Source organism: Leeuwenhoekiella aequorea (assembly GCF_004104375.1).
GTDB classification, from domain to species: Bacteria; Bacteroidota; Bacteroidia; order Flavobacteriales; family Flavobacteriaceae; genus Leeuwenhoekiella; species Leeuwenhoekiella aequorea.
On the sequence record NZ_QOVM01000004.1, the window covers coordinates 105,031 to 122,229 of the forward strand.

The window sequence follows — 17,199 nt, forward strand, 5'->3', positions numbered from 1 at the left end:
CTGCTACAGCTTATTCATAGATAAAAAGCGAGGATTGAGGGTAAGATTTAAGGTATTTGTCTATTGTATTTGACCACCCCAAATGAGCCTACTAGGTTTGCTGCTAAATTCAAATACACTATGTCAAAAACCCTAATTAAAATGTGTGTTCTTCTTAGCTCGTTTATGTTGCTATTAGGATCGTGTTCTCAAGATGATGCAAGTTTTCCTGTGGGTGAAGACTGGGTGGATAGTGATACACGTGTTTTGTATATAGATACAATGACTGTAGAAAGCAGCACCTTTAAATTTGACTCGGTACAAGTATCTTCAACCAGTAGATTATTATTAGGCTCCTATGTTGATCCTATATTCGGTAGGACCTCGAGCACGATATACACCCAGTTAGCAAACAGCACGTACACATTAGATAGTGATGCTGTATTTGATTCTATAGTACTCATATTAAATTATGACGACTACTTTTATAATGATACCACGCAAGTTCAAACATTGCGCATTCACGAAGTTTTGCAAGATATTAAACCTACAGATGACGGGTATTTCTACAATACAACCACTTTTAAATATGATGAAAATACCATAAGCGAAGTTACATACACTCCAAGACCTATACGTGAAGATTCGCTGCATTTAAGACTTGAAGATGCCTATGGCCAACTCTTATTTGACGAGATTCAAGATAATGATATTAATAATAGTGATGAATTTTTACGTACCCACCGCGGACTGGCTTTAGTTCCTGATGAAAATAACACCACAATTTTAGGATTTCTACCGGCAAGTAGTATTCGTATTTATTACTCCTTACCTAATGAGGTTGAAGAAGAAGATGAGAACTCGTTTGATATGACATTTAATAGTTCGTATTCCTATCATAATCTTAGCAGTGATCGTGACACTACCTACTTTGAAAGTTTAGATGATCAGGAAATTAATGTAGATGCAGAAGATAGTGGCGGGTTTAGCTATATACAGGCAGGTCTGGGTATAGCCTCGCGCATATCAATCCCGCATCTTGCTGGCTTAGATTATATAGAAGGCAGCGGAACTCTATTAGGTGCGAATCTGCTAATCTCATTAAACACAAAAGTAGAAAGCACATCACTTTACGCGGGAAGTAATCTTAGTTGTTATATCATCGATCAAAAAAACCAGATTCTCGGCAACCTCTATGATTATGAAGGCAATGAAGCATCAGGTACAGTTGTCGCAAACTCCGATGAGTTTTCACAAACTACTTTTTCGGTACCTATACATTACTTCTTAGATCAGAAAACAACAGATTCTAATGGAGATAACTGGTACTTGGCACTATTAGATCCTGCAATGAGTGAAAGTGTGAATAGATACAGTTTTTACGGTAACAAAGCATCTGAAACACTCAAATTACAAATCATTCTTATTTATGCAGTTTACGATAATGAATAAACACATACTTCTTATAATATTGCTGGCAACAGGTGGTCTGGCGGCACAAACTAATGCACTTTCAAATTCCCCGTACTCGCTTTTTGGAGCAGGTATCCCTAACACCTTTAGTACCGGGAAAACAAATGCTTTGGGTGGTGCCGGGATTGCCTTAAAATCAGACAACTCCTTAAATAGTTTAAATGCCGCTTCATTAGGAGCTATGCCACTAAATCATTTTTATTTTGATATAGGTTACACCTCCCAATTATTTAATCTTAATGAAGGAGCAGGGACATCTAAACAAACAAACTCAACTTTTTCAAATCTTGCATTAGCGTTTCCGGTAACTACAAAATCTGCAGTAAGTGTTGTACTCGCTCCTTATAGTAATGTAGGATATGATATTACGGGTATTGAACACAGTATCGAAGGTTCAACAGAATTTTACTCATCAGATGTAAGTGGTAATGGATCTTTAAATTCGCTGGATTTAAATTATGGTTACGCTGTATTTAATAATTTTCGTCTCGGTATAACTGGCTCTTATTTCTTCGGAAAAACAGAACAGACAGAATACAATACTATTTATGACTATTCCTTAGATATTCAACGTGAAAATAGATATTCAGGATATAGACTGGGGATGGGATTACAATATGAAGTGACCGAAAAAATAGCAATAGGAAGTACTGTAAAATTACCTTCACAATTAAAAACTACCCAAAATAGTATCATCACGCAAGATTATGCTGATGCGATTACTGAAGATACATCGGTAAAAGATTTTGAACTTCCTCTAGAAGTAGGAATAGGTACCGAATTTAAATTCGGAAAAAGCTATGCGGTCTATGCAGACTATACCCGTAAACTATGGTCTGATACAGATCAAGAATTGGGCTACGGCACCCTAATTGATCAAAATATTTTTAAAACCGGATTAACATTCACACCAAAACCCGGAAGTATATATTACTGGGAAAATGTAGAATACCGCGCCGGACTTAATTATGATACCGGCTATTTAAATCTTTCTGGAGCTGATGTTAAAAATTATTCGATGAGCGTGGGAGTAGGTCTTCCTATTAGCCGAAGCGGTTCTAAGCTTAATTTAATGTATTCGTATGGACAGAATGGTGAATTAGCAAACGGGCTCATACGTGAGAATATTCATTCGCTTTCTATAAACTTTAGCTTAGATGGTATCTGGTTTGTAAAATCTAAATACAATTAAAGAATCTTAACTTCTAATAGGGTCGCTTTACCTCCAGCCCCTTCATTAGAAATATAGAGTTTTCCATCTGGTGTAAAGGTGATGCCTTCTGGCTGCGGAAAATGCTTCTTATCTAGCTTTATAACCTTTGTGATTGTGCCGGTCGCATCGAGTATTAAAAGTTTTGGGTTTACACCTTCAAGCATATAAATCTTACTATCTAGAGGATTAATAGCTAAATCTGAAGGTCGAAAGGTTTTAGAACTTTTCTTTTCTTGATAATCTTTTAGCGCCTTATCCTTCATATCAATTCTGAAAATTAAATCTGCTAACATGGTCTGTCCTTTTAAATCAAAGGCATAGACACCCTTTATGTTTTCATCGTTAGGATCTTCATCTTTTGGAGCGATTAACAAGCGGTTTCTTTTAGAATCCAGAGCTAAAGTTTCTACATTATTTTTGTGCGATAGCGCAGATTGATAGGTTTTAATTGTGCGCTTGTTTGACTTATAATTAAGTACTTCAAATAACAAGCCATCACTACGCATGACATACGCATTAGCGCCATTTATAGCAATTCCTTCATAATCTCCCTTATCTGCAAATTCAATTTCAGTAGTTATTTCTTTTGCCTTCAAATCATAAATAAAAATAATACCGTCTTCATCTTCAACGGCAGCAATTTTATTATCACCTATCCAGTCTATTCCGGAAACTTCCCGAAGTACATTTGGTAATTCCCAGGTATTGAGTATTTCAATTTGGCTTTCTTTAGAACTATAAAATGATTTGCCAGGCAAAACAAAAGCTGAAATGATTCCTAAAATACCTACAAGACTTATTAATTTTATCAACTTCATATTTAAATTTTAAAGATATTTTCTTCTAGATAGCGTCACGTTATACAAAGTTCGTAACCTACATTTTCAATTTTCTTAAATCGGTGCAAATCTTATGCCTTTGAGTGGATATCAATAAAAGATTATGACTAAGTTCCGTTCTAGTTAGAAAAAGCTCGATACTTAATGAAAGATAGAGCTGAATAACATTAAAAATCTAAAATAGGTGTTACGTTATAGCTTTTTAATAATTTTAAACCAACTACATACACATACTATTAAAATCATTTTAAAACCTCAATCCACTGGTTTTAAATAGATAACTAATTATACCCTGAATGTTCAAAAAATCAAAACCTTTATTTCTAGTTATTCTTGTTTTGTTGTTTGGTCATTTTTGCAGCCTCGCACAAAATTTTTTGCCTCCCGTTACAAGTTATAATAGCAGTGATTATAGTGCTGCTAGTCAAAATTGGGGATTAAGCGCAGATGCAAATGGCACTTTGTATGCAGCAAATAACGAAGGACTTTTACGTTTTGACGGTCAGCGATGGGAGTTATACACCTTACCTAATAAAACTATTTTACGCTCTGTATTTTGTTTAGGAACTCGTATTTATACCGGTTCTTATGAAGAATTCGGTTATTGGACTAATGATGAATTTGGATCTCTTGAGTACACTTCGCTTTCACCACTTATAAAAAGTAAATATGCTAATGAAGAGTTCTGGCAAATTACAGCCTGGAAAGATAAGGTCATTTTTAGATCCTTTGGAAATCTATACATCTACGATGGAGAAAGTATAAAAACCTACAAACCTTCTGAAATTATAACAGCACTAAATGTAGTAAACAATCAATTATTCTTAGGAACAAACTCTGGTAGAATTATCGAGTTCACTTCTGGAAAATTCAATGCACGTACCTCTACAAATACAAATCAAACAGCTATTATAGAATTAACTAACTATAAAAATACATCTCTAGCCGGCACTCGTACAAAAGGCCTTTTTACCATAGAAGATGATAAACTAGTACCCTGGGGAAGTGAAAACTTAACTCGCTTTCTTGAAGTAAACGAACTTAACAAAGTTGAAGTTTTTAATGACGACTTATTAATCATAGGTACGGTAAAAGGGGGTATCATTTATTACAACCCCAAAACAGGAGCAATAAAAAATCATTATCGTCAAAATGGTTTGCAAAATAATACGGTGCTTTCCCTTCATAAAGACCACCGCAAAATATGGATAGGGCTTGATAATGGTATAGACGCCGTATTGCCAGACGCACCTATTCAATATTTATTAGATAACACCGGCCAGATTGGAGCTGTGTATGACATTGCCTTTTATAAAAATCAACTCTACGTAGGTAGCAACACAGGAGTTCATAAGGTTACAGATGATGGAATTTACTTTATTCCGGGATCACAAGGACAAGTATGGAACTTCAGCGAGGTTAACAATAGGTTATTTGTAAACCATAACTTGGGTATGTTTGAGCTTCTTAACGATCACCTCTACTCAATATCAGGACCATCGGGCAGCTACAGTGTAACACCGGTACCCGGTACCAATACATTTTTAAACAACACTTATAATGGTCTAAAGCAATACGCAACAACCTCTACTGGAATAGAATCACTTACTTTATCAAACGCAAGTGGATCTCCAGTAGAGAAAGTAATCTTTGAGGACAAAAACTACTTCTGGGCGGCACATCCATACAAGGGATTCTACAGAGCAAAATACGATGCTAAGAATCAAAAAATAATAGACAAAGAGTCGTTTAACAACTCCACCAATTTACTTGCATCTAAGACTAAAATGCATAAAATTGAAGGTGAAATTTCATTTTACAATGCCGGTAATTGGTATAGATACAACAGTATTAACGATAACCTAGAGCCTTTTGCAGACTTAAAAGATTATAAATCTTTTTCACTTGTAAGTAATCAGAATAACAAATACTGGTTTAAAAATCAAAAAGGTAATGGTCTCATTTATACCGACTTTATTAATGATAGTATCTATATTTACGAACCTCTTCTTGAAGAGCGCGTTATCAAAAACTATGAGCGGGTAATTGCGCATAATGATAGCATCTATTATATCACACTAAATGAAGGTTTTGGAAGGATAAATCTTAATGAACTTCAGGCAAACACTGCCGCCCTAGACTTACAGAAGCCCATTTTAAACAAAATTCAAACATCAAATAAGGTATTGGCATTAAATGCTAATAATTATGAAATAGAGTATAAAGAGGCCGGCACTGTGCAATTTAATATAGCAACGCCTGCGCTACACAAACCCGAATTTTTATACACCCTATCTAATGGAACTGAAGCCCATTTTACAGGACCTCTAATATTTCAGAATTTACAATCGGGTAAATACACACTACAAATATGGCCTCTAGCAAATGGTCAAAAAGGAAACACTCCCCTAACCATAGATTTTATAATTAAAAGACCGTGGTACTTGTCTAATGTAATGGTAGTACTGTATGTGCTGTTACTTTTTGGAATTATAATTGTCATTGCTCTTTACAATAAGAAAAAACTAAACTACCATCGTAGAGAATTAGAAGAACGCCTTTTAAAAGAACAGGAGCGCAAAAATCAAATTGCAGAACGCAACAATCTGCTACAAGAGATAAACACAAAACGAAAAGAACTTGCAAATACGACGTATCTCGCAGCAAAAAGAAATAGTAGTTTGATAGATATTAAAAATGAATTAGAAGAAGTAAAATCTTCAGGCATTAATCCTAAAAAAGTTTCCACCATCCAGAGTAAAATAAATCACATTATAGATACGAAGGATAACTGGAAGATTTTTGAAACAACATTTAAAGAAATAAATGATGACTTCTTTCAGAAATTATTGGCAGATCATCCTAATTTGAGTTCGAAGGATTTAAAACTTTGTGCCTACTTAAAAATGAATTTAACTACAAAAGAGATTGCTCCTTTGATGGCAATATCTGTTCGTGGAGTAGAAATTCACCGCTACCGTTTACGCAAAAAACTGGATATAAATAGTGGTAAGAATTTATCAAAATATCTCATCAAAAATTACTAAATTCTCATACTTCAATGCGTAAATTAACGCATTAATACTTTCTCATTACTACATCAAAACTGTTTACGAAAACGTTATATACAATTATTTTATTTTGTATTGTATTGATAATCAGTAATTTTTATTTTATTAACGTTTTGATGTATTTGTTATGTACTGTTATTCATTTATAACTCCCCTATATTCACGCTCAGATAACAAATACTAATTCAAATATAGTGCGTATGAAACTTAAAATAACCTTTCTGTTATTGCTGACGCTTGCTACTTTTAGCATGAACGCGCAGGAATCAAAAACAGTTACGGGTACTGTTAAAGACACTCGAGATGTTCCGCTTCCGGGAGCAGAAGTTAAAGTTGTTGATAAGAACAACTATGCGATTACCGATTTTGATGGAAACTTTTCTCTAGAAGTTTCTGTAGGAGATCAAGTGCGAGTAACCTATTTAGGTTTTCAAGCTCAAACGTTTTCTATAACTAATGACGCAACTTATAATATAACGTTGCAAGATGATTCTAATGAATTAGAAGAAGTAGTGGTCGTAGGTTATGGAAACCAGAAAAAATCTGACATTACTGGGGCGATTGTTTCAGTTAAGAGTGAAGAGATTACAAAATCTCCTGCAACTTCAGCTATTCAATCTGTACAGGGTAAAGTTGCTGGTGTAAATATCATCGCAAACGATGCACCTGGCTCTACTCCTACAGTACTTATGCGTGGTTTAGGAACTGCTGAAGGTGGTCGTTCTCCACTTTATATTGTAGATGGTCAGCCATTAAGCGATATACGAAGCATTAACCCGAATGACATTGAGTCAATAGATTTCCTTAAGGGTGCTTCTTATGCTAACATTTATGGTATACGTGCTGCAAATGGTGTGATTTTAGTTACAACAAAACGTGGTAAAAAAGGAAAGACTGTATTTTCTTTTGAGTCGTATTATGGTGCTAAAACAACACTTAACCAAGTTAAAATGGCTAATGCACAACAATACACACAATACTTCAATGAAGAAAGTGCAGCAAATGGAGGTTTTCTTTTAGATGAAAACCAGCGTTATGATACAGACTGGTATGATGAACTTCTTCAAACCGGAACTATAAAAAACAATAGCTTTTCTGTTTCTGGTGCAGGTGAAAACATCGATTACTTTTTAAGCTACAACTTGTATGAAGAGAAAGGAATTTTAGAAGGTCAAAAATACCAGCGTGGTACAATACGTAGCAACAACACCTATCACTTATTCAATGACCGTTTTAGAATCATACAAAATCTAAACATTGCGTATACAAACGAGACTCCAAAACCGTCAGGTGCTTTTAGTTCTGCGTATCGCCAGTCGCCTTTAGTTCCTGTACGATATGACAATGGATTATTTGGTCAATCATTTGTAAACGAAACTACAGGACAAGTAACTTTTGAAGGCGCTCCTGGGGATCGCGTTGGTCGTCTTAATACTCATGCTAACCCAGTATCACAAGTGTTTTTTGAAGATACTTACATAAATACAACCAGCCTTCAAGGTCAGATTACAGCAGAATTTGATATTTCTGAAGATTTGATGCTTTCAACTCGCTTTGGAGCAACTAAATTTTACTCTACAAATCACAGTTTTTCAGACATTCGTGCAAGCTGGTTAAATGCAGATCCACGTAGAGATGAAGCGTTTTTTGACTTACAACGTACAGATCCTGATGATGATGGGGTAGTTTCTACTGAATTTGCAAATAACTCATATTCAATCTCACGTACGGAGTCTTACCGTTGGAACGTTGAAGGATTTCTTACTTATTCTAAGGTAATAGGAAAACACGATATTAGCGCTACTTTAGGTATTAGCCGTGAAAACTTTAATGGTGGAGAAGTTACTTCTTCTCAAGGTTATGACGTTAGAAATGAGCGCAACCTGAGAAACTTCAACTTAAGAACAGATCGTTTATTTGACGATAGTATTGGCGGAGATACTTTTCAAAGTACAAACCTTCAGTCTTATTTTGGTCGTGTAGAATATAATTACGATTCGCGTTACTACTTACGTGCTGTTTTAAGACGTGATGGAACCAGTGATTTTGTTACCGGTGACGATAACTTTTTTGGATATTTCCCTGCATTCAGTTTAGGATGGAATATTACAAATGAAGGTTTTATGGAAGATAATGGAGTTCTTGACAATCTTAAAATCTTCGCAGGTTGGGGTAAACTTGGTAACCAGTCAATTCCATTTAATGCACAAACAATAAATACAGGTGATGGTAGTAGAAATACAAATTATGTTTTCGGTCCTGCTCAAAGCTTAATAATAGGTGCTGCATTAGGTACACCGGCAATTCCATTATCGTGGGAGGTGACCGAAGAATTTGAAGTAGGTTTTGACTTTGCATTATTAGATCGCAAATTATCAGGTACTATTGATTACTATAACCGATTAAATACGAACGCGATTTTAAATACGCGTCCCGTATTAAACTCAGAATTCTTGAATAACTTCTTTGATGAATCTGCGGAAATATCAAATACAGGTTTTGAATTTTTAGTAAACTGGAGAGATCAAATAGGATCAGATTTCAGCTATAATGTAGGTTTTAATTTTTCTACAAACGAAAACAAAGTTCAGAATGTAAAAGCGGCCTATGACGGTGCTACCGGTGGTAGTTTAGGAAATGGTCGTATCACAAAACGTCTTGCAGATGGCCAGCCAATTTTTGCCTGGTGGATGTATGAGGCAGATGGTGTATGGCAAACTCAAGAAGAGATAGATGCTAACGCTTCTATAGGAAATGCTTCTCCGGGTCACTTGCGTTACAAAGATCAAAACGAAGATGGTGTCATAGATGACCGTGATAAAAAGTACTTTGGTTCGTATATACCAACTTACAACTATGGTATCAACATAGGTGCTAACTACAAAAACTTTGATTTAAGTGTTGCTGGTTTTGGTGTAGGCGGAAACAAAGTTTACAACGGTTTATACAATACAAGATTAGGTGGTGAAAACATCAGCGAAGAGATCTTTAACAACCGTTGGACAGGTCCAGGTTCTACAAATACAGACCCGGGTGCAGATCGTGATGTTGAAGCTTCTTCATACTACTTAGAAGATGGTTCTTATTTTAGAGTAAGTAACATCACCTTAGGCTACACGCTTCCAGAAATTAAATTCGTTAACAGCGCAAGAATTTATGTAACTGTTCAAAACCCATTTATGATCACAGATTATTCAGGATTCACTCCAGAATTAAATCAAAATGGAGATCCTACGGGAACAACAGGTATCGAATTGTCTGCATATCCTAATACCAAGTCATTTATTCTTGGAGCTAATTTCAAATTGTAAAAAATTGAATACTATGATTTATAAACTTAAAATAGCAGCATTAACTCTTGCTACAGGGTTCATGTTTGCAAGCTGCGATGACTTTGTGGAAGACGTTGAAGTAACAGTTCCTGAAGCAGAAAATAGTGAAGAAGATTTTGAACCAGTAAACTTCTTAACAGGCGTTTATGGTATGCATACAGATTTCTCTTATGCATTCTCATATCTTGGAATTACAGAAATGATTTCTGATAATGCAGATAAAGGAAGTTCACCTACAGATTCTGGTACAGATAAAAGAGAACTTGATAACTTAACGCATACATCGTCTTCAGTTTCTGTACGTGCAATGTGGACCCAGTGGTATAAAACCATTGGTAGAGCTTCTCAAACAATAGAACTTACACAAGAATATACTGGACAGTCTGCTGCTCCTACTCAACGTGTAATTGCTGAAGCAAAGTTTTTAAGAGCTCTTAATTATTTCTGGTTAGTGCGTTCTTTTGGAGATGTGCCTTTACAGCATATCGATCTTATTGATCGTGCTCCTGCTTCAGAAGTATATGCTTATATCGAGCAAGACCTTACTGAAGCTATTGCTGCACTTCCTAACAAAAACGAGTATTCAAATCTTGATGTAGGTCGTGCTTCTAAAGGTTCGGCTCAGGGTTTACTTGCAAAAGTATACTTGTATCAGGAAAAATGGCAGCAAGCTGCAGATATGGCCAATAATTTAATTACTTCTGGCCAATATGACTTAGAACCTGATTATGCTACTGTTTGGAGAGCTTCTTCAGAAAATGGACCAGAATCAGTTTTTGAAATTCAGGCTCGTGGAGAAATCCCTCAGCATGGTGTTCAACAATATTCTCAAACACAAGGTGCTCGCGGACCTAGTGGATGGGGATGGGGTTTCAACTCACCTTCACAAAACTTAGAAGATGCTTTTAATGCAGAAGGAGACGTTATTCGTAGAGATGCGACTATCATCTTTGCAGGAGAGACATTATTTGACGGCCGTGAGGTAAGCGCTAGTGTAGAAAACCCTCGTTACAATGAGAAAGCATATTCTTCTGCAAATGCAGGACAAAGTGATGGAGACAAAAACGTACGTATTCTACGTTTTTCTGAAATCCTACTAATTAGAGCAGAAGCATTAAATGAACTAGGTCAAAGCGCAGCTGCCCTTGTGCCTCTTAACCGTGTAAGAGCACGTGTAAATTTACCTGCTGTAACTACAACAGATCAAACTGCATTAAGACCCCTTATCTGGAAGGAGCGTCGTCTAGAACTTGCTATGGAGCACGACCGTTTTTATGACTTAGTACGTACTGGTCAAGCTAAAACTGCTTTAGCTGCAGATGGTAAAACATTTATAGAAGGGAAACACGAATTGTTCCCTATTCCAAATGATCAATTAGTACAAACACCAGAAATGACTCAAAATCCGGGTTGGTAACTTATTAAAGAAGCTTTATGCGATTATTTTTAATTGTTATGATCCTTGTATCACTGTCAGGATGCAAGGATTCTAAAACAGAAGGGCAAAATCAAGAGGTTGTAACAACAACCTCTGATACCCTTTCTGACGAAACGTTGTACGATTCTATACAAAAACAGACTATCAACTATTTTTGGGAAGGTGCAAATAAAGATTCTGGTCTAGCTCCAGAACGTATTCATACTGATGACATTTACCCATCTGACGATAGAAATATCGTAACTATAGGTGGTTCAGGTTTTGGATTTATGGCCTTGTTAGCGGGTGTTGAACGTGGTTTTATCCCTAAAGATTCCGCATTCACCCGTTTTCAAAAAATGATTGATTTTCTTGAAAAATCAGATCGTTTTCACGGTGTCTGGCCTCATTGGTTAGATGGCACTACTGGTAAAGTAAAACCATTCAGCAAATTTGATGATGGCGGGGACCTTGTAGAAACTGCGTTTCTGGTTCAAGGAATGTTAGCAGTTGCCGAGTATTACAGAGACGGAAATGAAGAAGAGCAAGCACTTGTAGCTCAGATACAAAAACTTTGGGAAGAAGTAGAATGGGATTGGTACACTCAAGGTAAAGACACGCTATACTGGCACTGGTCTCCTAATGTAGGATGGAAAATGAATTTTCCGGTGGGTGGTTACAACGAAGCGCTCATTATGTATGTTTTAGGAGCAGCATCACCTACACATCCCATCTCAAAATCTGTATATGAGAAAGGCTGGGCTCTTGACGGTAAAATAGCTCAAGATACTACGATGTATGGGATGAGAACAATTCTTAATCATTATGAGCACGACGCATCCCCAGTAGGTCCTATGTTTTGGGCACACTATTCTTATTTAGGTCTCGATCCTAATGATCTTACAGATCAGTATGGTGACTATTGGAAATTAAATGTGAATCACGCAAAAATTCAATATGAATATGCTGTAGAAAATCCTAAAGGATTTAAAGGGTATGGTCCAGAGGTATGGGGTATGACATCCAGTTATTCTATGAAAGGTTATGCAGGTCACAGACCTGATAATGATTTAGGAGTAATTTCTCCTACTGCTGCTTTATCTTCTATGCCTTACACCCCTAAAGAAAGTACAGCATTTCTACGCAATATGTACACAAACCTAGATACACTAGTAGGGAAATATGGTCCTTATGATGCATTTAGCCTAGAAAACGACTGGTATTTACCTAGATATCTAGCAATAGATCAAGGGCCTATTCCGGTTATGATCGAGAATTACAGAAGTGGTTTACTTTGGAAACTATTTATGAAGAATGAAGATGTATTAACGGGATTAAAAAAACTTGGTTTTAATAGTCCGTACTTAAAAACTGAAGAAAATTAAAAATTCAATCTACATAGCATTTCTAATAATCTTTCTAGGATGTTCTAGCGACAGTGGTGATTCTGTCGCAGAACTTCCTGAAGAAAATCCAGATTCGGGAGGAGAAACACCTACTCCCGAACCTGAGATTTCTGATACTGAATTATTAGATCTCACGCAAAGAGAGACTTTTAAATATTTTTGGGACTTCGCAAATACAGATTCAGGTGCAGCTCGTGAGCGTTATATTCCTTCAAATCCTTCGCAAGATCAAAACACGGTCACCACAGGTGGAACGGGTTTTGGTTTAATGGGAATTCTTGTAGGTTTAGAGCGCCAGTTTGTAACACGTACTGAAGCGGTAAACCGACTAACAAAAATTTTAAATTTCTTAGAAAACGCAGATCGTTTTCACGGAGCCTGGTCGCACTGGATTCACGGCACTACAGGAAAAACACTTCCCTTTAGCGCACTTGATGATGGAGCAGACTTAGTTGAGACCGCATTCCTCGCTCAAGGTCTTATTACTGTTGGCGAGTATTTTAAAGAGGGTTCTACCGAAGAAAAATTGCTTTCTCAGCAGGCGTTTACTCTTGTTGATGGTATCGAATGGAACTGGTTTACCCAAGGTCAAAATGTGCTGTACTGGCACTGGAGTCCTAATAATGATTTTGCTATAAAATTGATGTTACAAGGCTATAATGAAACACTCATAACGTACATTCTGGCTGCTGCTTCCAAAGAGTATAGTATTTCTGAAGCTGTATATAATCAAGGTTGGGCTATAAATGGTTCTATAAAGTCCGGTGCTTCTGCTTTTGGCTATCCTTTAGAAGTGAAGCATGCGGGTGCAGAACAAACCGGTGGACCTTTATTTTGGGCACATTATTCACATATGGGTCTTAATCCTTTTGGGCTTTCTGACTCCTATGTAAATTATGAAACTGCAACTGTAAATCACGCTTTGAGTAACTATGCTTATTGTGTACAAAATCCCTTAGGATGGCGGGATTATGGTAAAAACTTTTGGGGACTTACGGCAAGTTACACGCTTAATGCAGACGGAAGTCTGGGTTATAAAGCACACAGACCCGGCAATGACACCGGCGTAATATCCCCCACAGCAGCTTTAAGTTCGTTCCCCTATACCCCGAACGAATCGATGTCTGCTTTACGCGGATTTTACAGTTTAAGAAATATTTTATTAGGACCAGCTGGCTTTTATGATGCCTTTAGTCCGTCACAGAACTATGCGGTTGCAGAAGCTTATCTGGCAATTGACCAAGGACCCATATTAGTAATGATAGAGAACCACAGAACCGGTTTACTTTGGAAACTATTTATGCAAAACGAACGTGTACAGGCAGGTCTCGATAAACTAAATTTTCAGTATACAATACCTCAATAAATAATTTATGAAAACACAACTCATAGTATTTTTAACGCTTTTATATTCAGGATTTACGGTGGCGCAAGAGAGTTTTGAACCTGCTGTATATCACAGTGAGGCAGATAGTTTACAATACCGTATTCAATATCCCTTAAATTACGATGAGACAAAAAAATATCCACTGATTCTGTTTATGCACGGTGCGGGAGAGCGCGGTTCAAACAATACATCTCAGTTAACTCACGGGGCAAAGCTTTTTGCAAATACTGGTAATCGCAATGCGTTTCCGGCAATTGTAATTTTTCCGCAGTGCCCTGCAGATTCATACTGGGCAAATGTAGATGTAGATCGCAATAGCGCTCCTGTTGGCATCACCTTTCACCCAGACAAAAAGCCAACACCACATCTTAGGATGGCGACAGAATTAGTGAATAGTTTTATAAAAGACGGCAAAGTAGATACGACTCGTGTCTATGTTGCCGGTCTTTCTATGGGCGGTATGGGAACGTATGAGATTGTTCAGCGCAACCCTTCTTTATTTGCTGCGGCTATCGCTATTTGCGGAGCAGGAAGTACAGAAAGTGCCACAAAATATTCCGCTAGCACCCCTTTTTGGATAATTCACGGTGCAAAGGATGATGTGGTTAACCCTATCTATTCTATAGAAATGGCGCACGCAATGCTACAAGCAGGAGCTACTCCACGTGTTACAATTTATGAGCATGCTAATCATAACAGCTGGGATCCTGCATTTGCAGAACCAGACTTTTTACAATGGCTTTTTAGTCATACCCAACAAAACTAAAAAATACAATTGCAACTAGAATTATGAAAAATACACTCCCTAAATTTTTACTCGTTTTAGCAATCGCAAGCTTTGGCTCTGCAGTTGCTCAAAAACAACAAGCTATCCCAGAAGTAGAAGCATTGTTGAAAAAAATGACTCTTGAAGAAAAAATAGGTCAGCTTAACTTACTTACTCCCGGCGGCGGCGTTGCTACAGGCTCTGTAGTAAGTAAAAATGTTGAAGAAAAAATTAAAGCCGGAAATGTAGGTGGTTTATTTGGTGTTTCGGGACCTGATAAAATAAGACAAGCACAAGAAATTGCTGTTAAAAAAACACGCCTGGGTATTCCGTTACTTATAGGATCTGATATTATACACGGTTATAAAACAACCTTCCCTACTCCACTGGGTTTATCTAGCAGCTGGGATATGAATCTTATTGAGCAGACAGCTCAGATTGCTGCTAAAGAGGCTACCGCAGATGGTATTAATTGGAATTTCTCTCCTATGGTTGACATTGCACGTGACCCGCGCTGGGGACGAATTGCTGAAGGTGCTGGAGAAGACCCTTATTTAGGATCGCAAGTAGCAAAAGCAATGGTACGCGGATACCAGCAAAAAGATCTTACAAACGAGGCTACTATGATAGCGACTGTAAAGCATTTTGCATTATATGGAGCTTCAGAAGGTGGTCGTGATTACAACACCACAGACATGAGCCGCGTGCGCATGTTTAATGAATATTTACCACCCTATAAAGCGGCTATAGATGCCGGTGCAGAAAGTGTGATGAGTTCGTTTAACGATGTTGACGGTGTTCCTGCAAGTGGTAATAAATGGCTATTAACAGATTTGTTAAGAGACAAGTGGGGTTTTGAGGGATTTGTAGTTTCAGATTACACCAGCGTTAATGAAATGATCGCTCACGGTATGGGGGATTTACAAGCAGTATCTGCATTATCAATAAATGCCGGCCTGGATATGGATATGGTAGGAGAAGGTTTCCTAACTACTTTAAAGAAATCTGTTGATGAAGGAAAAGTTTCCGAAGAGACTATTACACAAGCTTGTCGTCGTATTCTGGTAGCTAAATATAAGTTAGGCCTTTTTAAAGACCCGTATAAATATTCAGATAGTAAAAGACCAAAGCGCGATATCTTAACTGATGCAAATAAAAAGCTTGCTCGTGAGGCTGCTCGTAAATCTTTTGTATTATTTAAAAACGAAAACAATACGCTGCCACTTTCTAAAACTGCAAAAATCGCTCTTGTAGGACCTTTAGCAGACAGCAAGAACAATATGTTAGGAACTTGGGCTCCTACTGGTGACCCTCAACTGTCAGTATCTATATTAGAAGGATTAAAAAATGTGGCTCCTAATGCACGTATAACCTACGCAAAAGGTGCTAACATCTCTAATGATACTTCGTTTGCTAAAAAAGTAAATGTGTTTGGACCTCGACTTGAAATTTCTGAGGAAAGTGCGGAAGCATTACTAGCCGAAGCATTAAAAGCAGCAGAAAATGCAGATGTAATTGTAGCTGTTGTAGGTGAAGCAAGTGAAATGAGCGGAGAAGCTGCAAGTCGTACAGATATTTCAATACCAGAAAGTCAAAAGGTATTGATACGCGAACTTACAAAAACTGGAAAGCCTGTTGTATTAGCTCTTATGAGTGGTCGCCCACTTGTTATTATGGAAGAATTAGATCTGCCTGTAAGTATTTTACAAATCTGGCATCCAGGTATTGAAGCTGGTAATGCAGTTGCAGATGTTCTTTTTGGTGATTACAATCCTTCAGGTAAACTTACTGCAACCTGGCCACGCAATGTAGGTCAAATACCTATATATCACAGTGAGAAAAACACAGGTCGTCCTGCCCCTTCTGAAGCTTTTGAGAAATTTAAATCTCAATATTTAGATGCTCCTAATGCACCTTTATTAGCATTTGGATTTGGAATGAGCTACACCACTTTTGACTATAAAAACCTTCAAGTAAGCAAAAAAGAAATCGCACAAGGTGAAGCTATCGAAGTAAGTGTTGACGTGACTAACACCGGTGCGTATGATGGAACCGAAATTGTACAATTATACCTACACGATGTGGTGCGTAGTCTTACACCTCCTATGCGAACATTAAAAGGTTTTGAAAATGTATTTTTAAAGAAGGGCGAGACTAAAACAGTTGTCTTGACTCTACAGGCAGATGATCTTAAATTCTATAATGGATCTTTAGATTTTGTTGCTGAAGCCGGTGATTTTGAAATTTTTGTAGGCGGTGATAGCAATGCTTCACTAAAAGAAACGTTTACTTTAAACTAAACAAAAAATATAAGTA

At 37.1% G+C, this 17,199-nt stretch carries 11 protein-coding genes; 9 read left to right on the forward strand and 2 right to left on the reverse strand.

What is annotated here, in order from left to right; translation table 11 throughout:
* Positions 1-120: 120 nt before the first annotated feature.
* Positions 121-1,431: a DUF4270 family protein gene (locus DSM00_RS10080; protein WP_128757887.1), complete on the forward strand. Its 1,311-nt coding sequence runs from the start codon at positions 121-123 to the stop codon at positions 1,429-1,431.
* A complete protein-coding gene (locus DSM00_RS10085) occupies positions 1,424-2,644 on the forward strand; it encodes a PorV/PorQ family protein (RefSeq protein WP_128757888.1) in 1,221 nt (406 codons plus the stop codon). The genes DSM00_RS10080 and DSM00_RS10085 overlap by 8 nt, the downstream gene beginning before the upstream one ends.
* On the opposite strand, the gene DSM00_RS10090 is transcribed toward DSM00_RS10085, so the two are convergent.
* Positions 2,641-3,483, reverse strand: a complete 843-nt coding sequence (locus DSM00_RS10090; protein WP_128757889.1) for an SdiA-regulated domain-containing protein — start codon at positions 3,481-3,483, stop codon at positions 2,641-2,643. The genes DSM00_RS10085 and DSM00_RS10090 overlap by 4 nt on opposite strands.
* A gap of 317 nt (positions 3,484-3,800) precedes the next feature.
* On the opposite strand from DSM00_RS10090, the gene DSM00_RS10095 reads away from it, so the two are divergent.
* The 4 genes from DSM00_RS10095 (at position 3,801) to DSM00_RS10110 (ending at position 12,709) form a co-directional block, all read left to right on the forward strand.
* The gene (locus DSM00_RS10095; protein WP_128757890.1) at positions 3,801-6,551 is read left to right on the forward strand and encodes a helix-turn-helix and ligand-binding sensor domain-containing protein; all 2,751 of its coding nucleotides are present in this window, start codon (positions 3,801-3,803) and stop codon (positions 6,549-6,551) included.
* Positions 6,552-6,775: 224 nt separating this feature from the next.
* The gene (locus DSM00_RS10100; protein WP_128757891.1) at positions 6,776-9,886 is read left to right on the forward strand and encodes a SusC/RagA family TonB-linked outer membrane protein; all 3,111 of its coding nucleotides are present in this window, start codon (positions 6,776-6,778) and stop codon (positions 9,884-9,886) included.
* A 13-nt stretch (positions 9,887-9,899) separates the two neighbouring features.
* Positions 9,900-11,324, forward strand: coding sequence for a RagB/SusD family nutrient uptake outer membrane protein (locus DSM00_RS10105; protein ID WP_128757892.1), 1,425 nt, complete (start codon positions 9,900-9,902; stop codon positions 11,322-11,324).
* 17 nt (positions 11,325-11,341) lie between these two features.
* A complete protein-coding gene (locus DSM00_RS10110; RefSeq protein WP_128757893.1) occupies positions 11,342-12,709 on the forward strand; it encodes a glucoamylase family protein in 1,368 nt (455 codons plus the stop codon).
* 9 nt (positions 12,710-12,718) lie between these two features.
* On the opposite strand, the gene DSM00_RS15670 is transcribed toward DSM00_RS10110, so the two are convergent.
* Positions 12,719-12,865, reverse strand: a complete 147-nt coding sequence (locus tag DSM00_RS15670) for a hypothetical protein (protein WP_241652394.1) — start codon at positions 12,863-12,865, stop codon at positions 12,719-12,721.
* Here DSM00_RS15670 and DSM00_RS10115 point away from each other — a divergent pair.
* From DSM00_RS10115 to bglX, 3 genes are read left to right on the forward strand one after another with little or no spacing between them, the layout of a single operon-like run.
* On the forward strand, positions 12,837-14,096 hold the full coding sequence (locus DSM00_RS10115) for a glucoamylase family protein (protein ID WP_128757894.1): 1,260 nt from the start codon (positions 12,837-12,839) through the stop codon (positions 14,094-14,096). The genes DSM00_RS15670 and DSM00_RS10115 overlap by 29 nt on opposite strands.
* 7 nt (positions 14,097-14,103) lie before the next feature.
* Positions 14,104-14,883: a carboxylesterase family protein gene (locus tag DSM00_RS10120; protein WP_128757895.1), complete on the forward strand. Its 780-nt coding sequence runs from the start codon at positions 14,104-14,106 to the stop codon at positions 14,881-14,883.
* Positions 14,884-14,906: 23 nt separating this feature from the next.
* The gene (gene bglX / locus DSM00_RS10125; RefSeq protein ID WP_128757896.1) at positions 14,907-17,183 is read left to right on the forward strand and encodes a beta-glucosidase BglX; all 2,277 of its coding nucleotides are present in this window, start codon (positions 14,907-14,909) and stop codon (positions 17,181-17,183) included.
* Positions 17,184-17,199 lie beyond the last annotated feature (16 nt).